Source organism: Staphylococcus sp. SA22 (assembly GCF_054165785.1).
Genome location: NZ_JBSZQY010000003.1, coordinates 62923 through 86265 on the forward strand (window position 1 = coordinate 62923; position 23343 = coordinate 86265).

Here is a 23343-nt window from a genome sequence, read left to right on the forward strand (position 1 = left end):
CTACTTCTAAGAGAGCACTTTATTTAATCGGTTAATTTGTTAAAACCTAACAGAAATATAATTACTTAAGAAATCTTGAAATTTCAATATACGATGTTTATGATAAGTCGCTTATTTGATCTTTAGGCTTGTTATTAGTAAGTAGTTTAATACCACTGACTAACCATAAAGCAAATGTAATTATGTTACCACTTATTACAGCTCCAATAATCAACAATATACCACTCATTTTTTTGTTTTTAGATGCTTTAAACATACCGATTGCACCTAAAATAATTGAAATGATTCCAAATATAAATAGGAATAAGAATAATACAGTGAAAATTGCTGCTGCTGTTTCTGCATCAACTGGGTCAACCTCACCATTAACTGTTGTTGACACATCTGTAGTCATTACACCTGATGCTGCTAAAACCATCAATAGTAAACTAAATACCGTTGCTAAACCTTGAACAACAATTCCTATTATTGTCATTATTTTGATCGATTTTTCCATTGACTTACTCCTTTATTATTATTTACAAACTTACGTTTGTGTTCTTATATATAAATGTTTAAATTTATATCGTGTTTATTTTAAAAATTATTGTCGCTAAAGCTCATTTACTTTTTGAAACTGGTTAAAAGTTTTAAAGAAAGCATACGTTAATCTTTTTCCACTTCTACATTTTCATCTTCATAATCTGCTTTATGGTCTTTCATATACTTAATTGGATCTATTTCTCTATTGATTTCTGCCTTACCATCTTTTATTTCATATGCGAAATAATACATTTTTTCACGATCTTTATACAATTGAATACCAATAACAATGACTTTACCATCTTTATAAACATGTGTATTACTGTCTTCTTGTTTAATGTCTGTTTTAATAGTGTTTTGTACTTTCGAGGCAATTTTATTCATTTGATTCTGTTCTTTGTACACTTTATCAATATCTTTTTGATACTTTTCACCTTTATTAGAACAACCTGCCAATACAATTGCTAACATTAAAAATACTACCAATATTCTTTTCATCATTTTTCTCCTCAGATGGCTGCCATTTTCCACACACTACAATACTGATAATATACTTTATCATTGTAATGTTTGAACAATGTTTAACCAATTGTTATAAACTTAAAATTCGTTTAAATGTTTGACGCAAGATTTTGATTAATTATGATATTAAAGTCTTCTTAATATAAACATCTATTTCAGTGTTAATTTACAACTATCTACTGAAAATTATGTCATCATAATAAATTATGCAATAACTATTTGATACCTTTACATTGCTATGTATCTCTAAAAATTGCCTCCTATATATTTATTTAATCTCCAAATATTTAACTATTTATAATTATAGTAAAAAACATTTTAATAGTATATACTTTTCTCATATTTTTTTGATATAAGTTTTAAAAAATAAGTCGATGTGCATCAACTTTATAAAATACACTACAATAACCTTTTCAATTAATGACAATTTTAAATTTATATCGTGATTTGTTAATTAGTTAAACTCATTTATACATATGATGTATGGATACCGATAAGCTAATAGACTTTTTAAGTTGCAAATAATCTTATCGTTTACCTTCTTCTTTGAGTCAAATGTAAAACGAGGTTGGTTTTGCACAGCCTTCTATAACATGTCTGCTACTCTTGCTCTTTAACATACTTCTCTACTTCTCGAATTTCTTCCATTTCATATTCCATTTCTGGTAAAACACCAAACTTTTTATACATATAGTAGTTTTCTTTTCCAGATGGACCAAAACCTAATTTAATCCAATCTATATAATCAAATGATACTTTCAAATTTCCCTCTCTTGTAAAGTCAAATTCACATGATGTCCACGGTTCTAAATCTTCTTTTTTAAAAACTTCTCTTAACTCATCAAACATTCGATAAACTTTAAACCATGAATTCTTAAATAAATCTTTTGAGACATTGCAATCTTTAGGAATATCTGAATAATAATTCAATTCTTCACTTCCTGGTTTAGTATAATTAAAAACGACCTCTCCACCTTCATCATCTACATAGGCAATTACATATACCTTTTCCCACTCTACTGGTATCATCCCACTGATCTCATTTGCAATTTCATTGTACATTTGACTTAGTTTTTCTTCGAAAGTCATATTATCGCCCCTATATTTCAGCTTCATCTTGCTCTTTAACATATTGCACGATTTCTTTAATTTCTTCCATTTCATATTCCATTTCTGGTATAACCCCAAATTTTTTATACATATAGTAATTTTCTCTAGCTAACGGACCTAAACTTAATTTAATCCAATCGACATAATCAAAAGATACGTTTAATTTACCTTCGCTTGTAAAGTCAAATTCGCATGATGTCCATGGTTCATGTCCTTCTGTTTTAAATAAATTCCTTAAATTCTTAAACAAGTAATACAGGTTCATCCATAAATCATCAAATATTTCTTCCGAAACATTATAATCTCTAGATATATTCGTGTAATAATTCAATTCATCGCTACCTGGTTTAGTATAATTAAAAACGACCTCTCCACCTCTATCATTTATATAGGCGATCGTATATACTTTTTCCCACTCTACTGGTATCATCCCACTAATCTCATTCGCAATCTTGTTGTATATTTCACTTAGTTTTTCTTCGAAAGTCATGTTATCTCCCCTAATCTCTACTTTAATAATAACGATATATTTATAAATACATTCAAATAACTTATTATTCTATTTTTACAATTCAGTAAAATCTAAATATATCCATCCATTTAAATTTTCATCCTAAATTGGTTCATCATCTTGAAACTATATAATCGCCTTGTATCCATGAGAGTTTTTATTTACGATACTCGTTTCTATTTTTCGAAAATGGAAACAGAATCGTGATTTTCAACGCAAATAAATGAAGGTACAAATTTATCAAACTGGTTTAAGTTACTCATGTTTATCTATCCTTCATTTACCGTTATTAAAATTTAGATTTCCTTTCTAAATCATTACATTTTCAGTTGGATTTTTTATATTTTAATATTATAAAAATCACATTTTACATTCATTGTCATTATCTTTTTATCTTCAAAGTATTTGAGTCATATAGATTCAACTACATCTATTATGTATAAATCATTAGGACGGATTTCTTTTAAACCCGTCCCATTTTAAATTAATATATTCTACTGCTTTAATCTTGATTGCTGTATTTTATAAACGAATACTGTGCCGATTGTAAATAAAATGGTAGCAATAATGAATAATGGTATTCCAAACATATTAAAAGATTCACCGTAAAGTTTTATTCCAATTTCCATAAACCTAGCTTTCATTACGAAGTAAAATAAGCTAGACATAAATATAAATACTGCATATGTCCCAATGATCGATAAAATTATCGTTGGTTTTGATATAGATTCAAGTGCTTTAGAATTTTTATGCGGTGTATAAACAAATAGCCACATGACATTCATTGCCAACATTCCAAAGCTACCTAAACATAAAATAAATCCATAAACACTTGTTAAACTTAAAATCCCTGCAATTGTTAAAAGTATCCACCAAGTATATTTCATGCTATGACACTTCTTTTCCTATTTTGTTATATCTTAAAACAGAAATCCCACTTATTAACCAAGCAATAAATGTTAATAAATTGGCACTGATCACTGCACCAATAATATACAAAATGCCACTCGCTCTATTATTCACAAACAACTTTTTCATAGCTATAATGCCTAATAAATCTGAAGCTAAAGAAACAACAAATAATATTGCAAATATTGTCACGAATGTTGCTTGAGCAGTTTCTGGGCTTTGTATAGTTTGTTCACCATTAACAGTTGTGATCAATTCTGGCTGTATAATGCCTGTTGCTGATAAAATTAAAAATAATAAAAATAACAATGTTAAAAAACTTTGAATAATAATTCCAATTAAAGACGTCACTTTGATTAATTTTTCCATTTTCCTACTCCTTTAAATTATTTTACTTTAATATCTTTATAATCTGATTGGTGTTCTTTCACGTATGTTTTAGGATTAATATCTCTCTTATAATAAATTTTGTCGTTTTTAAACTCGTAAGTCGCGTAAAACATTTGATCTTTATCTTTAAATAACTTATAGCTGATGATAATTAATTTGCCATCATTAAACACATAAGTATTTACTTTATCCTTATTAAATTCAGGATTAACTTCATTACTCTTTTTAACCATCTCTTTATGAGTTTCTTGTTGAATTTTCATTACTTTATTAATTTGACTTTGATATTTATTTTCATTTTGCTCATTACCACAACCATAATTTATTATACTCATCATTATAATTAACAATCCTATGCATAATCTTTTCATTGGTTACTCCTTAATTATCTATTTTTAATAAAAAAGTCTTTCAACTCTATGGGTTTGCGATTAGGTTTTATAAAAAATTCCCAAAAGTGATAGGCCGGCTGTCCAGATTTTTTATTTTCTCTAAATGAGCGAATATGTAAAAATCTAAAATAGAATGGAATCGCATATAATCCTGGAATGATATACAAAATCGACAGTACTTTTGTAACTTTCACTCTATTAGCTAATTCAATATTACTTCGATCATATTGATAGTTTTTCAATAAAATAAAGTAAAAAATAATTTCTAACAATATGGTAATTGCATATGCAACCATAATTGAAATATAACAATAAAAGCTTACTCTATCGTAGAGATCTCTACCATACTGCAAACGATTATTAATTAGACTTGCAATAATTGGTGGAAATGCTAGCAAAATCATCATTGCAAATGGAATAACTTCAAATGATAAAAATATTTTGTTTATTTTCTTTATTTTTTCCATTATTGCTCCTTTAATTAGTTAACCTCTTTCCTATAATTAACTTTCTTGTCTTTTAATATATTGCTCGATTTCTTTAATTTCTTCCATTTCATATTCCATTTCTGGTATAACCCCAAATTTTTTATACATATAGTAGTTTTCTCTAGCTAACGGACCTAAACTTAATTTAATCCAATCGACATAATCAAAAGATACGTTTAATTTACCATCTCTTGTAAAGTCAAATTCGCATGATGTCCATGGTTCATGTTCTTCTGTTTTAAATAAATTCCTTAAATTCTTAAACAAGTAATAAAGATTCATCCATAAATCATCAAATATTTCTTCCGAAACATTATAATCTCTAGATATATTCGTGTAATAATTCAATTCATCGCTACCTGGTTTAGTATAATTAAAAACGACCTCTCCACCTCTATCATTTATATAGGCGATCGTATATACTTTTTCCCACTCTACTGGTATCATCCCACTAATCTCATTCGCAATCTTGTTGTATATTTCACTTAGTTTTTCTTCGAAAGTCATGTTATCGCCCCTATATTTTCAAAATAGATATTGGTTTCATTTCCGTTAAATAAAAAGCACTAAACAACAAACAAATGTCGCTTAATGCTTTTTCAAATTCATTTTACTTATCTTAAACCTAAATATGCTAATAAATTTAAAACAAAAACAATTATTGTTACGATAATTGCAATTTTCAATAACTTCGAACCTTTTTCAGCATCGTATTTTTTGTAATTAATACTACAAACAATACTTCCAATACCAAATAGCGGTGTAACTACTGTTAATACAATAAATACCCATGTTGCAATTTTTAAGCCATTGCCTTGTTTTTGGTTTTCCATCTCATTAACTCCTACTCATTATTTTGTCTTTCAATTTATTTAACTATTTATAATTATAGTAAAAAAGATATTAATAGTATATACTTTTTACATATTTTTCAAAAATCATTAAGATTTTTCTATCGATTAATTAATATCCATCAACAATTATAACCAAAACAAAATTATTGAAAATTTCTTATGAAAGTACAATAGTAGCTATAATAATCCAAGTCGTAACAACTAATGGCACTATCGTCTTGAATAAGAATATACCGTATTTTTTCTTACGATATATATCCAGTACTAGCCAAATTAAAATGATAATAACTCCTATAAAAATAAAAACTGGATTCATCGATATAGCATCTGCCTGTAACTCAGGTTGCATTCTTAATTTAGTAATTATTAGCATGGCAATTGCAATAATGAAAAAGTAGATACCTCTTATCTTTGATGTCTGTAAATCTAATTCCTGTTCTTCAATGACATCTTTTGATTCGCCTATTTCTTTTGCAATTATATAATTTACTAACTTAGGCTTCACCCACAAGCTCTTAATTGCATAGTACATATACACAAATGACCCAAAATTCATGAATGCTAAAAAATTACTTAAATCATTATCAACAAAACTCGCACCTACAAAATAATAAAATATTAATGTTGTCAAAATAACTATATCCAATATTAAGCCTATTATTGAAAAACCTTCACTTTTAAATAAACTAGCAATCATCGCTATATAAAAGAGTGAAAAAACTGTTAATAAAATAAAAATTATCATATATTACCTCTACTGATTATTAATTAATCATTTTCATACACTTTGGCCTTTACATCAATCCAACCTTGTTCACCGCTAAAACTTTTTCTCATTGTGTGATAATAAGGCGAAGTAAACGTTAAATTGTTGTCAGAAGCAAATTCGTTCATATCCTCAAGTAACGCTATTTCATCTGTTATAAAATTGTTGGAAGTGATACGACCATGTAACATGTTATCTAGACAAAAATATGTTCTATATGATAGTTCTTCATTTGATTTAAAACATTTTCCAACTGAAATAAACAAATCAATATTCATCCTTTTTTGCAAGTCTATTTGCGTGACTGCAAAAGTTAATGGCCCTGTAATTGTTTTACCTTTAGAAATTGCAAGGTTTGTAAAGTCTTTTAATATATCTTCGTAGTCATCCATAGTCACATCAAAATAAGTTTTGTAAGCTACATTTTTCATCATAATATATGAGTATCCATTTTTATCCATATACTTCACTCTCATCCAAATCTACTTGAGCATAAATTTCAAAAGCCGTACCACCAAAATAATCTACCATTACATGATAATATGGTTGATTTAGGATCTTAATATTATTTTCGTTAGCTACATATTCAATTTCTTTATAAGCTCTTTCAAATTCCTCTTCTTCAAAATACTTAGTTGATAACGTAGGTCCTACCTCTAAACAATCAATATATTTGATGTTCAATTCAGGTATATCTTGAAGTTCATCATTAAGAGCTATATATGCTGTATATTTATATTCACCCAAACCTGCTAATTCTCTTTGGAAAATTATAGGACCAGTTGGATATATATCTTTATCCATGAAAAATTCATTTACTGTATCTAATGCATTTAACCAATTATCATTTTTATCAATTTCAAATGTAATCTTCACACAAAACGGCATAATTAACATTCCTACTTCCATTAATCATCCACTCCGTTTTCGATATCTTTTTTTACACTCTTATATAATGCATAGTTAAAATATGATCTAACCAGCAATAAATCAACAGCTATATTAATTAAGATACTTAGAGTTATAAATTTCTCTTCATCTGCAGTATTAGGAACGACTGTTCTGATATAGAAAAGTCCTCCAAAAGCAGATAACTTTATAATAATTGCTATAACATTAACTGCTTTATTTGGATTTTCACTATCAAATTCATTTTTATAGAACAAAAATAGAGCAAACCACGATACAAATAGCATTAATATAATACCTAACCAGTAATTAAATACATCAAAACCATAGCCTGCTACCCCAAAAACATAAATAGAGGCAACAAGTAGTACCATTGAATACCCAGCTACAACATTTAATGTTAAATAACGAATAACGTTTGATTTTTCAACCTTAACTTCTCCACTTTTCTCTTGGAAGTACATTAAAATAAATACAACTGCTGCAAATATTAGAAATACATCTAAATATATTGGCAATTTCCCTTGAAGGTTTCCATAAAAATACATTATCAAATCAAAAAATAATGAAAACAAAATCACAAAAATTATTAATGGTGTCAGATAAGCTCTCTTTATATTTCCTACAATCTCTTGTATTTTCATTTGACTGCCCCTTTCTTATCCGAAAACTGTTTTAAATCCTGAAGTTACTTTTCCAAATCCACTTTTAACTTTGTTAATACCCGAGTTAATACCATCTTTAGCTAATTCTGTTGCAGACTTATCAAGATACGGTATTTTATAATCTAAAGCTATACCCACTGCTGCTCCAGCTAATGCACCTGCAACTGTTCCTACTACAGGTAATGGTATTGCCGTTCCAACAGCTGCACCTGCAGCTGCACTTGCACCAATAGCACTTAAATCTACCCCCATACCAACTAATTTTTCTTGCCAAGATTTCTTTCCTATGTTGTCAGTAATTGCAGTAATAAATCCTAATGGTTTTAAAGCCTTGCCTCCTAGTTTCAACAATTTGCCGAGTTTACCAATGATATTTTTGTTAGCAAAGTCTAATTTAAACTCTTTGATTCCACCCTTAATATCTTCATTCCAGAATTTACTCATATTTTTCTTTAATGCTGTCTTAGATGTTAAATTTTCTTTCTTAAAGAAGGTTTCTCTTATATTTTGTGGTACAAAGGTATTTTTAAATTCTGTGACTGCTGCTTTTTTCATATCAGCTGTATCAAAAAATTTCTTTGCATCTCCAAATGTATATTTAAAGTTCTTATCTTGCAACCCCTTTTTTAATATTTGAGCACTTACACTTTGATACCCTTGGACTTTGCTCATCCAATTTACTAAATTTCCTTTTTTAAAAGGATTATTACGGGCAAATTCACTTGCCATTTTTACTGCATTTTTTATTTTAATATTACCTCTATCTGTATTTAATACCAATGACATTCTTTTTAATTGGTTTTTATTCATTTTGTTAATTAATTTATTAATATCTCGTGTTTTCAGATATTCTTTATATCCTCTTAAAGCACTGCCATTCCCTACAGCTTTGATAGCATAGTACTCGCGTCCAGCTTGGGTAATTATGTCAGAAGCTGCTTTACTTAGACCTGGTGTTTTATAAAGATTTTCACTTAACGTTTCCATGTAAGTTTGCCATCTTACTAACTCTTCACTTGTTTTATGCCTTGCAATTGCACCTTCAATTTTTCCACTTGTAGAACTAATTCTTGCACGGTTTGGCTTCATGTTTTTGACATATGAATTTACACCACTTAATTCAGTTATTAAGTTATCTGTCTTATCACCATCTATAGAATTGTTGGCGTCGAAGGTCGTTAATCTTTCCACCGTTTGATCAATATCTTTATTAAAATCTCCCATTTTATTGGCCAGGTTTTCTGTCTTTATTTTTTTGGCTGTTGTTAAATCTGAAACATCTGAAATAGCTCCGTTTGCATCTTTAGAAGATTTGAAAACATCTTTTAATGCATCATCAATATCTTTTTTGTATTTTTTTATTTCGTCTTCATCCAATATAGCTGAAGCATTATTATCAACTTCACTTTGGAATTTACGTATAGATTTCGCAATATCTGATTTAAAATCTTTGTTTATTGTTTCAATCTTTTTTATTGATTGTAAATGAAATGTCTTACTATAGTTTTTGACACTACTTGCTGTCTGACCTTCGAATCCTTCAGTATTTATAAGATTGTTTATGCTACTGCTAAGCGTGCTAACCTTTGTATTTATTGCACTTAAGCTTGAATCAATAGACTTTTGCATATTGTGCACTTCAGACATATCAACTTTGTACCCCATAATAAATTTCCCTCTCTATTATTATAATTTTGATTTAAGTGCATCTATAGCTGCATTTATTGTACTGATTTCTCCTTCGACTCCCTTGATTTCTTCTTCTTTATCCTGAATATCTTTTTTAATAGCCTTCTTCGCATCATCAAAGTCTTGTTCAACTTTTTTTAATTCAGAATCGACATCTTTCTTTTTGCTGTCACTTTTAGTCCTTCTTTCTCCTTTCCAATCTGAAGTACTAATTTCTACTTTGTTATAACTACTCTGTCCTTTGTTAAAATCTTCTCCTGCTGTATCCAATTTTTTCGAAGCATCTTTCAATCTTCTTAAATCCTCTTTTAAATCTGTTAGTTGTGCTTCTTTACTTGCTTTTTCTCTTTCTTTATTAGCAATTTGCCTTCTTATTTCTCCCTTATTACACATTTTTCTCACCCGTCTTGTTTAATTATTTATTAATTTGTCCTGCTATTTCTCTATCGTTTTCAACAATTTCTGTTACCGTTGTATCCATAGCCGTCGTATCTTGTTCAATTATGTTTTCATAATTAGATAGAGCTGATTGATAATCTTCAAACATATTTACATATTCTTTAAAAGTAACGAGATTCGTTTTACTTAAATTTACATTCCCATTTGATTGTTTTAAGCCTTGTCCATTTGTTCGAATGCTTGAAATTTCTTTGCTCACAGAGGCTTGGTTTAACTTTATCAACTCTATCCCTCCATTAGTTTTATTTTTTGATATTCTTGATTATTAATGTAATACATTTCTCCCACTTTTAATTCTGGTTCACCAAATCGATCTTTAACTCTTATAAATTCTTGTTCCGATATCTTATGACTAATCAAAGCTTGATTTATAGTTCTTACCATCATTTTACTTTCTCTATCAAATGCACCAATTGTATCTGAGTATAGTCCACTTGCAATAATGATAATATTAACTTTTTGACCTTCATTAAATAACACACGAATTTCATCTTCTGTCATTCCAGTTAATTGATTGAATCGTTTAATATTATTTATAAATACAATCTTGCATTCCTCTATACTTTTCTCGCCATTTTTCCTTGCTTCTATTTCTTGCTTAAATCCTAATCTAATGTTGCTCAAATCTGATGGTGCTGAATAATAAGAGGTTACATCTTCTGCATACTGGCTCATATTATCTTCTGCATCAACCAAGATAACAAATTGGTTTTTACTATATACTGATAAACTAGACATTATAACATCATTCATTTTTTCCATCTCAGTTGGTTTAATTGCTGTTACAATCGAAGAACTTGTCAGATCTAAACTAACTAGTTCCACATCCTCAAAGTCTAATCCTAATGGTAATTTGTGTTCTTCATGAATGATTTTTTCCAAATCATATGCTTCTCGAATATCCTCCATAAATACCTTATCTGGCATCATTGGAATATGCTTTGGATAATCTCCTACATAGAATTCTTTCATTTGTGCTACTTCATTTTTAATGTGCTCGTTATATGTTTGTCCTTCTGCTAATTCAAATGGTTGCGCAATTTGGAACTGTGTGAAGTTATCATCATTTATTGCAGCTCTACCTTTAACATCTTTCACACCTTTTTTATAAGAACCAATAATATTTGTTAATTCATTGTTTTCAAAGAGGTACAGCGCAACTCTTGTTTTAATGTTAGTAAATATAGCTGATTTTATTGCACTTGATCTTGATCCTGAAAGAATGATGTATACCCCTAACGCTAAACCTTCACGTGTTACCTTAGACATCATTTCTTCATATTCTTCCATAAATGGTGATTCTTTCACCGTGTCGTAGTTATCGATAATTAAGAAAACATTTGGAATTGAATTTCCAGTTTCTTTATTATATTGCTCTATATTAACTACTCTCTCTTGACTTAATAGTCTTTTTCGCTCAGAAATAATATCATGTATCTTCCGTATCGCCTTCGCAATCTTGTCTTCTTGATCTACTGTAAAGTAATCAGCAACATGCGGTATGTCTGTGACTGGCATCAAACCATTGGTACCGAAATCGAACAAGTACATGTGTGCTTGATCAGGACGATGGTGTCTTGCAACATCGAAAATAATGTTGTGTAAGAACGTTGTTCTACCATATCCTGGACTTCCGATTAACGCGATGTGACCAGCTTTTTTCAATTGTAATACCATCGGCCCTTGATATTGTTCTTCTGGTACGTCTTTAAGTCCTAATGTTAATTCCACTTCTTTTGCATCATCTGACCATAATTTTCTAAAATCTGTTTCTACTAAATCTTCTTGATATACATTTTCTGGCAATGGTGGTAACCATGGACGCTTAACTTCTTCAATTTCTAATCTCGTTGTAATAGATTCTATATGATCGATAACCGCTTCTAACTCAGTTTGATTTTCTTTCGTTTCTTCATCTTCAAGTCCACTCAAGTCTTTGTTAATCGCTTGAAGTTGACCATAGTCATTAATCATGTAAATCGTCTTATCTTCAACTTCTAATTTATCGCCTTCGATGTCATATGTTGCACCACTCCATGCAGATTGGAATAATTCATAAATTTCATTATTACCAACTTGTAAATACGCACGACCTGGTAATGTAATGTCTGCTGCATCTGGTGTTTTTAAAATTTCATTACTGTCTTGTCTATCTTGTACTTTTAATGCCAATTTAAATTTAGAGTTAGACCAAATTTGGTCATCAACAACACCCGATGGTTTTTGTGTCGCAAGTATTAAATGAATACCTAACGAACGTCCAATACGTGCCGTTGATACAAGTTCTTTCATAAAATCAGGTTGTTCTGATTTTAATTCGGCAAACTCATCGGAAATAATGAATAAATGTGGCATTGGTTCTGTCGCAATACCTTCTTTAAATAACTTATGGTATTGATTAATATGGTTAACATCATGCTCTCCGAATAAACGTTGACGTTTTCTCAATTCGGCTTTGATTGATGTTAAGGCACGCATCGCTTCATCGCCATCTAAGTTTGTAATCGTACCAACTAGATGGACTAAATCTTTAAATAAGTTCGCCATACCCCCACCTTTATAGTCAATCAATAGGAATGCAACTTCATGAGGGTGAAAATTAATAGCTAAAGATAAAATGTATGATTGGATAATCTCAGATTTCCCTGAACCAGTGGTACCAGCAACTAAACCATGTGGCCCATGTGCTTTTTCATGTAAGTTCAATGATAAAATATCATCTTTACCTCTTACACCTAAAGGTACTGCCATCGTTTTGTATGTTTCGTTTTGTCTCCATCGATTAACCACATCAAGCTGTTCTACTTCTTTCACGTTATACATCTCTAAAAATGTAATACTATCAGGAATTGCATTTTTCAAATGTTCGACGTGTATCAAATTCGCCAAACGTCGCGCGATATATTCTTTATCGACGTTATCAATATTTTCAGGTGTAAATTTCAATTGAACTAATTCTTTTTCTTTCGTAATCAGTTCGCCTTCAGTACGAGACTTGATATCAATAATGGTATCTACATGCTCTGGCAAACTTTCAATCACATCTTCAACAAAGATTAATGAAATACCATATTCTGATAAATCTTGGTTTACATATTCTAAAATGACATGATCAATAATTAATGACATATCTGTAATGACAAACACTAATTGCGGTGTAAAAATAATTTGCTCATTACTTCTGCTGCGTTCACGCACAGCTTGGATACGTTCTTTAATCATGCTATAAATTGACGTTAAAATTTGGTCACGTGTTCGTTGATTGTAAACAAACCCTCTAATGTTTTGACCTCTCAATGTCATATGTGGCAACCAACGTGCCCATTTCAATGTTTCAACTTCATCTTCACGTGTCACAAATAGAAACTCTAAATCATGATAACTATGGAATGTTGACAATTGGATTAGCATTTTCTCCAATTCTTCTAAAATGAGATGTCGTGCACCAATATATGCAATTGGCCCATGATTTAAATCATTAATTAATGGTGCTTGTTCTACATCTGTGTAAAATTCATACAATTCTTTAGCATCGTCGAATAGTTCATCACGACGTTGATTAAATTCTTCTTCTTGGTAATCTAATTTGAATGACTTTTCTACATTCGCAATACCTAACTTATAATGTAAGAAATCGTGATGATGCGATGTTTTTTCATATATTCTTGGTGCTTTCGTTTCAACGATATCTTTAATTTCAGCAACCGTTGGATAATGGTAATTCAAACTAAAACGTTGTGCTTTAATCGCTTTATTAATTTCTTTAGATTTATTATCCAAATAAGCTTTGTAATCTTTCTCTCGTTTTTCAACATCTTTGTTATACTTTTTCTTTTCAGAGAAATACGTTGTAATACCAAATACTATCGTTACTGTACTCATACCAATCATCATTAAAATATAAATACCAATTGGTCTCACTAAAAAGATGACAACAGTTAAAGCAATCATTACTAATGGCGGTATAATGGAACGCCATATCACTGTATTGTTCTTCTGTATTGGCTGTGGTGGTCTTTCAATCTTAATATCATCGGTCGGTTCACGGTGAATAATCCTTGGCGAACGATGGTACGTATTGTAATCATCTGCCTGTGCATGTGGCATCTCTTGTGTTAAGCGAATTAATGACGATGCCACTGTATTCTGACTCAATACATTTAAACCATCAGCTTGTACTTCGAGCCATATCCCTTCAACATAAATATGATCACCAATGTAAGCTTTGTTCGTTAGTTGCTCTTGTAGTTCATAGTTAATATACACATCTGTATTTTTATCGTGCACAATGCGTACGTATTGTGATTCTTGTATTGATTGAAAATCTTTAATAATGATGGCATTCATCAAGCTTTGAATAACCATATCATCATACGCATTTGGTCCAATTGTCATCGTATCTTGAATTGAAGGATACGCAAATGATGCATAATCAGCTTCTGTATAAAGCTGTAATGTAATGTCATCAAGGTCACCTTTTCTAACAAGCACCTTATTAATAGAAGTATGATTCGCTTGCCAAGTACCTTGATTATTTTGTTCTAAATGAATGACTTCGCCTAACGATTTCAACGTAATATCTGCACGCTCGTCTTCGCTAATAGTATATGTCTTACCATCTCGCAAATTGAGCATCTTCAATTGTTTGTTATATTTTATAATCAATTTATGCATTGTCTTTGCCTCAGTCCTATACTATTTTTTTCTTTCAGCTTCTTGGCGTTTTTCTTTATCTTTTTGTGCTTGTTCTTTTTGTTTCTTTTCGTTCTCTTCTTGTTGCTTTAATTTCTCATCTTTCGCTTTTGCTTTCTCTTCTTCAGATTTCGCTTTTTCATCTTTAACTTGTTTTTCTTTGTCTAAAATATCTTGCAATTTATCGTTATACTTTTTCGTTTCTTCAGAACGTTTATCATTCGATAAATCTCCGTTATTTTTAATCTCATTTAATTTATTAATCAACGCTAACTTTGTAATATCGTTATCATCTAAATAAGTGGCTATATTAATCGCTTCATCAAGATGTCCTTGTCCTAATTCCATCCAATATAATAAGTAGTCTTTATTTGAATTTGGTGTCACGTTATTAAGTAAATTTTCTTTCTTATCTTTTTCTAAACCTTGTTTATTTGTTTGGATATAACTTTTGGCATAAATGTAAAGTGCCTCTTTATCTAATTTTTTACCATCTAAATCATCATACGTATTTAGTACTTGCGTATAATCATCCTTTACAAATGCTTGGTATCCTTTTTCAATGCGCTCATTATGCTTCATTACTGAAAAATATAAAAAGGCTAAGAATGCAATTAATAAAACACTTAACGTTGTCATACCGATAGCAACCCATTTAAAAACGGTATGTCCTACTTTACGTACATATGCATAATTTTGACTATAATCTTGTTCTTGTTTCTGATACTGTTCATCTAAAAATGCCGTTAGTAAATCTAAAGTTGCCGCTTCAATAACTTTAGTTTCAAATGGCGTTCCTTTATGTAGTTCTAAGTTTCCTTCAACTAAAGCATCAAATGATTGTTTCTCATTGAATGCACAGATAACCAGTGCTTTATATCTTGTTAAAAATTCAGCTTCTGACACCGGTAATGGATCAACAACATTTTGTAAACCTCTTGTTTTAGCAATTGGTAATCCATCTCTTGTGAAAAATAATTCATCTGGTGCCAACACAAATGTGTAGCGTGTACGATTTACTTCTTCTAAATTTTTGATATTGAGTAAGTAACGTAATTTTTCATTTTTAGTAAATGATTTAATATTATCAAAAGGTGTATGATTGTCATTAATGTCATAATGTATTTGGAAACTGTCACGTAGTTCAGTTAATTCAGCATCTATAAAATATGGAGAATGTTGTTCTAATAAGTACATTAAATGAAAATGTTCTGGTTTAATTGAAGACTTAGGAATCTCTCTCATATCTAAGCGTAATTTTGTTTTAGCTGCTTCTTCAGCATCTAAAGGCGTTAACATATCTTGCATTTCATTTTTAGGGTTATGATTTTTAACCATCTATTTTTCCTCCTATAGTAACTTCAAAATATCTCCATCAGCGATTTGATAATCAATGAGTCGATCATTTTCAACAAGTAATTGACCTTTCGTCATCACTTTAATTTGTGTATTGACATCAAATATTGAAATGTCCAAACTATCCAATACTAAAGCTATTAAGTTTTTTATCGGTAAATATGCTGGTACTGCTAAGTCATATGTGCCGTAATTATAATTAGTAAAATCAAATGTTACTTTTACGTGCTGATTCATTTTTCGTTCGTCTCCCTTTATGAATTGAAAAAATGACAAATCCTAAAGTCAAAAAAGCCCCTACAGACATCAAAATGTACGGGAATATTTTTTTCTCCTGCTTGTTTTGAATATAGGGGCTTTTATCACTCTCCGAAGTCTTTTCTAAGTTAGATTTGGAAAATAACACTTTTTTAGTTTCATTCAAGCGAGTCGAGTGACTCGCTTGATTTTGAAACATATCATTTTTTATTTGTTGTTGTCGTTCTTTTTTCTGCTTAGCAATCGCATCATTAACCGCTTTGCTGTCTTTATTAAATAGCGTTGTATCATATTGATTTAAATCATTATTGATTCGCTTTTCCTCTTCTTGTTGCACATCAATATTAAGTCCGCCATTATTGCTAGATGCTGTTAAAAAAGTTAAAGCAATCACGCTATTCATCAACATTAGATTAATCTCTCTTTCTTAAAGTGTTTTATAAACATGTTCAGTACAAAGCCAATAATCACAAGTACTGTTAATATTACTAGCGCCAAGCCTATAGGATGCTCTGCATTTAAATAATTGAAGAACATGTTATCGATATAAGACAATGGTGAAATTTTATTAGTCACACCTTGTCCAGCTGCTTTCAAATTATTCATAGCTACAAAGTATAGACCCAATGCAGCAATCATTAAGAACATACCGATAGATTTTACCTGTCTTAGTAAATACGTATTAATAAGTACGAAGACCATCATAGTTAAAATCACCATTAAGATGAATTTCGCTCTATAGCCAGCTAATACATGGAACTTATTCATTGCAATTAAACCGACAATTAATCCTTCTACCAAACCAGTTGTACCAATAACACCTGACGTAATGATATTATTCCAAAGATGATTTTTACTACTATAATCATCTTTAATGAAATTCATTTGTCCTTTGGCACGTTCATAACTATAGAAAATATATGCTGTAATCATTGAAAGTAAATACATCAATAATACGAATAATGTCGGTGAAATCACGTCTGTATTACCATTATTAGCTAAAACATTTTCTAAGTTTTTCTTTTGAACCGGATTACTCATAAATGCTTTTAATGCTTGGTTTTGTCTGTCGCCATCTTTAGAATTTTGTAATACTTTTTTAAACTCTTTAGCGAATAAATCATTTTCTTTATCGTTTTTAGCCATTTGACGATTCAAGTCGTTAGCTCTTACACCTAATGCACGACCTGTCGCATGTAGCTTATTAACATTATTGTCGACTTGATTTAATTGGCCACTAACAGAATCTGCAATTGATTTTGATTCTTGTGTATCTGATAGCAATTGTGTACTTTTCTCAGAAATTCTACTAATTTCTTTATCTAAATTTGAAGACATTGTGTTGAATTCATCATTTTTGCCTTTATCAATTTTTGGTTCTTGTGGCTCTTCAGCAAATGTCTTTTTAACGTTTTCTAACTGATCAATCAGCTTAGAAATATCTTCTTTATTTTTTGTTGTATTCTTTTTGTTATTTAAAATGTCATCAATCAGTTTGTCTGAGTTTTCTTCCATTGAATCAATTTGATGTAACACAGCTACTTTATCGTCTTTGAAACTTTCCATGTCATTGATAACTTGGTCAACCATCATATCAATTAAACGTTTGTTGTCGAATGGTTTACCTTCTCTGCCTTTTGTATCTGTGTATATTTTATAATGCGCATCAAACCTAGATAATGCACTTAATTGCTGGCTTAATGCATCTTTCGATAAGCGACCATCAAGGTTATGATTCAATGTTACATCCACAACACTCGTTGCTTTCTTATCATTTGGTTCATCTTGACGATTTGCTTGTCCAAATAACAATTGTAAATGCATTGTTTTATCTTTTAAGAAATCTTTCTCAGCATCCTTTTTCAATTTAGCAACGCCATTGACTTCAACTTTATATTCCTTGTTAGATGTATCGAGTTGAACACTTTGATCCTTAATGTCATATTTTTTACCATTAATTTTAATGTCGCCTTCAAAATTAAAATGAGGATCTGTTGCAACAGTTAATTGATTAATATCATTACTTTTAATCGTTTCAGTACGTTGCACTTTCACACCATCATTAATCAAACTACTTGTGTCTTGCGCAACTTGGTTATCGTAATCTGTTAAATTAATGTGTTCTGCTAACGGTTTTTTCAAATTATATTCGTTTTTATAACGTTTTGCTTCTTTGACAATTGCTTCGTATTTATTAGCTTCATCCTCATTTAAACCTGCAGCTATAAAGTCTTGTTTAGACATGTTATAGATAAATGTTGTATCTGTATCAGGTTCTTTGACAATATCATCATGAAGTTGTTTCTCTAAGTTTTCAGCGAATTGAGCATTGTTCATTTTAATGCTATTTAGCGCATCTTGTAAGTCTTTGTTATTTGCAAGTTCATCTTGTAGTGATTCTGTTAATTGCTTACGGTAGTCTTCAATCATACCTTTTGAAAATGGTGACTCTTGTGATTGAATGATTTCTCTTAATTTATCTAAGTTTTCTTTAACAGTTTGTTTATATTCTTCTTTACCTGTATCTTGCATACTTGATTGTTGATCAATTTGGCTGTCCATCTGTTTTAATGCATTGATATAGTTATCAAGTTCCACGCTATCTTTTTGCGATTTATAATCTTGTAACATTTTATCCATCGCTGCATTGTGCTCGTCAAATAATGAATTTTGTTTTTCAATTAAAGTCGAAACATTATAATCTGTGTTCACTCTGAACGTATCTGAATTCGCACTCAATAATGATTTATTGTATGTTTGGAACCATTTTGTAATATCTTTGTTTGCAGAAATTGAATTTACAAGCGTATCTGTAAATAATTCCGGGAAGTCGTTAATTGGATTTAATAAGTAATTCGAGAATTTACTATTCACACCATGTTCACGCGTCATAATAGCGCCAACATTTTTTTGTGCATTATGTAAATTATCAATGATGCTTGTTAAATAAATTTCGACTAAGTTTTTGTTAAAGTCGTTAAGTACATTACTTACAACTTTTTCTGTATTTTTAGCTACTTCTTCTTTTTGTCCTACAGCTGTTTTATACTGTAGTGATATTTTCGATGGTGTTTTAGCGTCTAATTGCATTGCCAATTTTGAAAAGTTTTCTGGGATAACAATCATGACTTGGTATCCGCCATTTTTCAAACCAGACTCAGCAACGTTTCTTGTTACTGTTTCAAATTTATAGTTTTTCTCATTTGCTAACCTTTTAATAAATGCTTGACCCAGCTCAACCTTTTTACCATTATATGTCGTTGGTTGATCCTCGTTAACAATTGCGATATGTATTTTATTATTTTTATTACTTACACTTTGGGATCCTTTTTCTGATTGATCTCCATATTTTGTTTGAACAAAAAATATCATACTAACTATGGCAATTATAATAATTAAAGTGACAATTAATGCATAAATCCAATTTTTCTTTTTCATGCTTATTTCCTTTCAGTTGTTTTCTTAAAAAATGATAAGCAAAGCCACATTAGAAAATGTGACTTTGCCAATTTCAGAATGCTTATTGCAAACCGAAATTATTAGAAAGTTGTTGGTCTTGCTCTTGAACGGCATCAGCAGTGCTATTCAATTGTTGTTTAATTTCTTCTAATAATTGTGCAAATTTTTCTACTTTAGGACTAAGTTGTTGGAATTGCTCTTCGAAACGGCTGAAAGCTTGACCTTCCCAGTTCGCTGCAATTTCACCTTGTGCACGTGTTAAATCAGATAAAATTTGACGGATTTGGTCTGAACCTTGCCCGTAAGATTGCGATTTTGCTCTGATTTCCTCTGGACTCATCTTAATCATTGCCATAACTAGAAACCTCCTGAATATTTTAAGTTTATCAAAACTTTTTAGGGACACTATTTTTTGAAAAAGTGCTCCTTACTCAAATAATATATAAATTATTAGTATATGTATATAGTTTTTTAAGTATTTTTAGCTTTTTTTAAATAAATATATTGAATATACCCATATATTTTTAATTAACCATTCATTTTTGTAATATAAATGTGTATACTAAAATTAAATTAAATACATAAAGGATTAAATGGTTATTATGAAGAAAACAATTTTACTGACGATGACAACTCTTACTTTATTTAGTATGTCGCCTAACTCGGCTCAAGCATACACGAATGATAGCAAAACATTAGAAGAAGCAAAGAAAGCACACCCAAACGCACAGTTCAAAGTGAATAAAGACACCGACGCGTATACTTATACTTATGACAAAAACAACGCGCCAAACAACAATCATCAAAATCAGTCACGTACAAACGACAATCATCAACACGCAAATCAACGTGATCTTAACAACAATCAGTACCATTCTTCATTAAGTGGTCAGTATACGCACATTAATGACGCAATTGATTCACACACACCGCCTCAAACGTCACCAAGCAATCCTTTGACACCAGCAATACCGAATGTCGAAGACAATGACGATGAATTAAATAACGCTTTTTCAAAAGATAACAAAGGGCTTATTACAGGCATCGATTTAGACGAATTGTATGACGAATTACAAATCGCCGAATTTAATGACAAAGCAAAGACTGCTGACGGTAAACCTTTAGCATTAGGTAACGGTAAAATCATTGATCAGCCTCTTATCACAAGTAAGAACAACTTATATACTGCTGGACAATGTACATGGTATGTCTTTGATAAACGCGCCAAAGATGGACACACGATTAGTACATTTTGGGGGGATGCTAAAAACTGGGCAGGCCAAGCTTCAAGCAATGGCTTCAAAGTAGATAGACACCCAACACGAGGATCAATTTTACAAACAGTAAACGGTCCATTTGGCCATGTAGCCTACGTTGAGAAAGTTAATATTGATGGAAGTATTCTAATTTCAGAAATGAATTGGATTGGTGAATATATCGTTTCATCAAGAACCATCTCTGCTTCAGAAGTTTCATCATATAATTACATCCATTAAATTAATCATGACATCAATAAAAAGCGACCAGTTCTCAGTTTACAATTCGTAACACTGCAAAATTGGTCGCTTTATTTTGTATGTTATCCGATTATAAAATATGATGTCTACCTTCAAAATTGCAATAACTTGTCACCTTAAACTTAACCAACATTTTTCAAGAATCATTATGTAATCAAACTATTTTTTGTAGTTTATTAGATTTTCAATAACTTATTAAACATTATTATAACTAAAATTCTATTAATTTAAACAAAATTTAAAATAAACCATTTAATAAAATGTATTGTTCTGATATGATTAACTCATAAATAATTGGGAGGAAGCAAAATGTCTAAAAAGTTAAAAATTATAATTCCTATTATTATTGTCTTATTATTAATAGGTGGAATCGCATGGGGAGTTTATGCATTTTTTGCAAACACACCGAAAAATACATACTTAAAAAGTGAACAACAAACTGCAAAAATGTATAAAGATTATTTTAATGACCGTTTTGAGAACGAAGTGAAGTTCCAAGAAAAGATGAAAGATAATTCATTTTTATCTTCATTAGAATTAAGCGCAGATGCATCAGATGAAATTGTTAAGGGGCTTGGTATTCCTAAATCTGTTGTTAATGCTTCTAAAATTAAAATGTCATATGGACATGATCCTAAAAAAGAGAAATCAATGATTAATCTTGAACCAACAATAGCAGACTCTGCATTAGGGAAATTCCAGTTAGCTGCAGATAAAGATAAGCATTATTTCGAATCACCATTATTTAAAGGGAAATATAGTGTTAATAATTCTGATTTATTATCAACTTATTCAAAACTTACAGGTGAAGATGAAGAAACAGCAAAAGAAAATGGTATTACAAACCAACAACTAAATTTAAATACTCTTTTTAGTAATGCTCAAGCACAACAAAGTGACTACAGCAAAATTGCCGAAAAATATTCCGAACTTATTGTCGACAAATTAGATGACGATAATTTTGATAAAGGTAAAAAAGAAGAAATTAAGGTTAATGGTGAAAAGTACAAAGTTAGACCTGTCACGTTAACACTTAGCAGAGCTGACACTAAAAAAATCACATTAGCTGTATTAGAAGAAGCTAAAAAGGATAAAGACCTTAAAAAATTAATGGAAGAACAAGGTGCTACAAAAGACTTTGATAAGGACATCAAAAAAGCAATTGACGATGTCAAAGAAACTAAAAAGGATGAATTTGCTAAAATTCAATCTAAAATTTATACCGAAAAACATACGATTGTAAAACGAGAAATTACTATTACAGACAAAGAAAATAATAAAACTAAAATCAAAGGTACTAATACTTTAGAAGACGATAAGTTAAAACTAGATTACGCACTTGATTTCGATCAAGATAAATACACGTATGCTGAAGCGAAATATACAATTAAAGGCGTATCTTCTAAGGAAAAAGACAATAAATACAATGATAAATACGAATTTGGTAAAAAGACAGAATATGATGAATCAAAAATCAAATTAGATAACCAAGAAAAAGTAGATGGCACAAAACGTCAAGATAAAGGTAAAATCACTGTCGCATTAGATAAATATGGCGACGAAAATGAATTCACTTTTGAAAATAATATAGATTCTGACGTAAAAAATAACACTCAGAAATCTACGTTAAATATTGGCATCAAATATGCTGAAGAACCAATTAATTTCATTTTAAAATCCAGCACAAAATTGAAAGCAGATATTGATTTTGATGATAGTGGTGCGAAAGATTTCAATAGTCTATCTTCAAAAGACCGTGAAAAACTTGAAAAAGAAATCGAAAAAAATGGCGGCAAAATGTTTGAATCAATTTTAAAAAAGGCATCTAAATAACTAAAATATAAAAATAAGATTGGAAGGTCATCTTGCCTTTCA

Annotated in this window: 25 protein-coding genes; 2 read left to right on the forward strand and 23 right to left on the reverse strand. The window is 30.2% G+C overall.

Annotated features, from left to right (window positions below; all coding sequences use genetic code 11):
• Positions 1–97 precede the first annotated feature (97 nt).
• The 23 genes from ACXQH5_RS04150 to esxA form a co-directional block, all read right to left on the reverse strand.
• The gene (locus ACXQH5_RS04150; RefSeq protein ID WP_000415674.1) at positions 98–496 is read right to left on the reverse strand and encodes a DUF4064 domain-containing protein; all 399 of its coding nucleotides are present in this window, start codon (positions 494–496) and stop codon (positions 98–100) included.
• A 149-nt stretch (positions 497–645) separates the two neighbouring features.
• Positions 646–1020, reverse strand: coding sequence for a DUF4467 domain-containing protein (locus ACXQH5_RS04155; RefSeq protein WP_000822167.1), 375 nt, complete (start codon positions 1018–1020; stop codon positions 646–648).
• 624 nt (positions 1021–1644) lie between these two features.
• Positions 1645–2133: an antitoxin YezG family protein gene (locus ACXQH5_RS04160; RefSeq protein WP_000142101.1), complete on the reverse strand. Its 489-nt coding sequence runs from the start codon at positions 2131–2133 to the stop codon at positions 1645–1647.
• A 10-nt stretch (positions 2134–2143) separates the two neighbouring features.
• Positions 2144–2644, reverse strand: a complete 501-nt coding sequence (locus ACXQH5_RS04165) for a TIGR01741 family protein (RefSeq protein ID WP_031922262.1) — start codon at positions 2642–2644, stop codon at positions 2144–2146.
• A gap of 515 nt (positions 2645–3159) precedes the next feature.
• Positions 3160–3552 carry a DUF5084 family protein gene (locus ACXQH5_RS04170; protein ID WP_000878112.1) on the reverse strand — a complete coding sequence of 131 codons (393 nt, stop codon included), beginning with the start codon at positions 3550–3552 and terminating at the stop codon, positions 3160–3162.
• 1 nt (position 3553) lies between these two features.
• Positions 3554–3943, reverse strand: a complete 390-nt coding sequence (locus ACXQH5_RS04175) for a DUF4064 domain-containing protein (RefSeq protein ID WP_057504542.1) — start codon at positions 3941–3943, stop codon at positions 3554–3556.
• Between the two features lie 17 nt (positions 3944–3960).
• Entirely contained in the window at positions 3961–4335 is a 375-nt protein-coding gene (locus ACXQH5_RS04180; protein ID WP_000824868.1) for a DUF4467 domain-containing protein, read from the reverse strand.
• A 14-nt stretch (positions 4336–4349) separates the two neighbouring features.
• Entirely contained in the window at positions 4350–4823 is a 474-nt protein-coding gene (locus tag ACXQH5_RS04185; protein ID WP_000411308.1) for a DUF5083 family protein, read from the reverse strand.
• Between the two features lie 36 nt (positions 4824–4859).
• Entirely contained in the window at positions 4860–5351 is a 492-nt protein-coding gene (locus tag ACXQH5_RS04190) for a TIGR01741 family protein (protein WP_000141985.1), read from the reverse strand.
• Between the two features lie 107 nt (positions 5352–5458).
• On the reverse strand, positions 5459–5677 hold the full coding sequence (locus tag ACXQH5_RS04195; protein WP_000431306.1) for a hypothetical protein: 219 nt from the start codon (positions 5675–5677) through the stop codon (positions 5459–5461).
• A 178-nt stretch (positions 5678–5855) separates the two neighbouring features.
• Positions 5856–6443 carry a DUF5080 family protein gene (locus tag ACXQH5_RS04200; RefSeq protein ID WP_000583209.1) on the reverse strand — a complete coding sequence of 196 codons (588 nt, stop codon included), beginning with the start codon at positions 6441–6443 and terminating at the stop codon, positions 5856–5858.
• A gap of 23 nt (positions 6444–6466) precedes the next feature.
• The gene (locus tag ACXQH5_RS04205; RefSeq protein WP_000360004.1) at positions 6467–6925 is read right to left on the reverse strand and encodes a DUF5085 family protein; all 459 of its coding nucleotides are present in this window, start codon (positions 6923–6925) and stop codon (positions 6467–6469) included.
• The gene (locus tag ACXQH5_RS04210) at positions 6918–7373 is read right to left on the reverse strand and encodes a DUF5085 family protein (protein ID WP_458066607.1); all 456 of its coding nucleotides are present in this window, start codon (positions 7371–7373) and stop codon (positions 6918–6920) included. The genes ACXQH5_RS04205 and ACXQH5_RS04210 overlap by 8 nt, the downstream gene beginning before the upstream one ends.
• The gene (locus tag ACXQH5_RS04215) at positions 7373–8017 is read right to left on the reverse strand and encodes a DUF5079 family protein (protein ID WP_000701499.1); all 645 of its coding nucleotides are present in this window, start codon (positions 8015–8017) and stop codon (positions 7373–7375) included. The genes ACXQH5_RS04210 and ACXQH5_RS04215 overlap by 1 nt, the downstream gene beginning before the upstream one ends.
• A 15-nt stretch (positions 8018–8032) precedes the next feature.
• A complete protein-coding gene (locus ACXQH5_RS04220) occupies positions 8033–9703 on the reverse strand; it encodes a T7SS effector LXG polymorphic toxin (protein ID WP_000540848.1) in 1671 nt (556 codons plus the stop codon).
• A gap of 21 nt (positions 9704–9724) precedes the next feature.
• Positions 9725–10120: a YwqH-like family protein gene (locus tag ACXQH5_RS04225; RefSeq protein ID WP_000336131.1), complete on the reverse strand. Its 396-nt coding sequence runs from the start codon at positions 10118–10120 to the stop codon at positions 9725–9727.
• Positions 10121–10142: 22 nt separating this feature from the next.
• Positions 10143–10409 carry a TIGR04197 family type VII secretion effector gene (locus ACXQH5_RS04230; RefSeq protein ID WP_000593835.1) on the reverse strand — a complete coding sequence of 89 codons (267 nt, stop codon included), beginning with the start codon at positions 10407–10409 and terminating at the stop codon, positions 10143–10145.
• Positions 10410–10411: 2 nt separating this feature from the next.
• On the reverse strand, positions 10412–14860 hold the full coding sequence (essC, locus tag ACXQH5_RS04235; protein ID WP_000549292.1) for a type VII secretion protein EssC: 4449 nt from the start codon (positions 14858–14860) through the stop codon (positions 10412–10414).
• Positions 14861–14881: 21 nt separating this feature from the next.
• Entirely contained in the window at positions 14882–16216 is a 1335-nt protein-coding gene (essB, locus tag ACXQH5_RS04240) for a type VII secretion protein EssB (RefSeq protein ID WP_000240338.1), read from the reverse strand.
• Positions 16217–16228: 12 nt separating this feature from the next.
• Positions 16229–16471 carry a type VII secretion protein EsaB gene (gene esaB, locus ACXQH5_RS04245; protein WP_001071606.1) on the reverse strand — a complete coding sequence of 81 codons (243 nt, stop codon included), beginning with the start codon at positions 16469–16471 and terminating at the stop codon, positions 16229–16231.
• The gene (gene essA / locus ACXQH5_RS04250; RefSeq protein WP_000928935.1) at positions 16443–16901 is read right to left on the reverse strand and encodes a type VII secretion protein EssA; all 459 of its coding nucleotides are present in this window, start codon (positions 16899–16901) and stop codon (positions 16443–16445) included. Before essA ends, esaB begins: the two co-directional genes overlap by 29 nt.
• Complete coding sequence (gene esaA / locus ACXQH5_RS04255) at positions 16901–19930, reverse strand: type VII secretion protein EsaA (protein WP_000728936.1); 3030 nt, start codon at positions 19928–19930, stop codon at positions 16901–16903. Before esaA ends, essA begins: the two co-directional genes overlap by 1 nt.
• 82 nt (positions 19931–20012) lie before the next feature.
• Positions 20013–20306, reverse strand: coding sequence for a WXG100 family type VII secretion effector EsxA (gene esxA / locus ACXQH5_RS04260; protein ID WP_001240826.1), 294 nt, complete (start codon positions 20304–20306; stop codon positions 20013–20015).
• Between the two features lie 247 nt (positions 20307–20553).
• On the opposite strand from esxA, the gene ACXQH5_RS04265 reads away from it, so the two are divergent.
• A complete protein-coding gene (locus ACXQH5_RS04265; protein WP_000751196.1) occupies positions 20554–21447 on the forward strand; it encodes a CHAP domain-containing protein in 894 nt (297 codons plus the stop codon).
• Positions 21448–21777: 330 nt separating this feature from the next.
• Complete coding sequence (locus ACXQH5_RS04270) at positions 21778–23301, forward strand: DUF6583 family protein (protein ID WP_000038520.1); 1524 nt, start codon at positions 21778–21780, stop codon at positions 23299–23301.
• Positions 23302–23343: the final 42 nt, after the last annotated feature.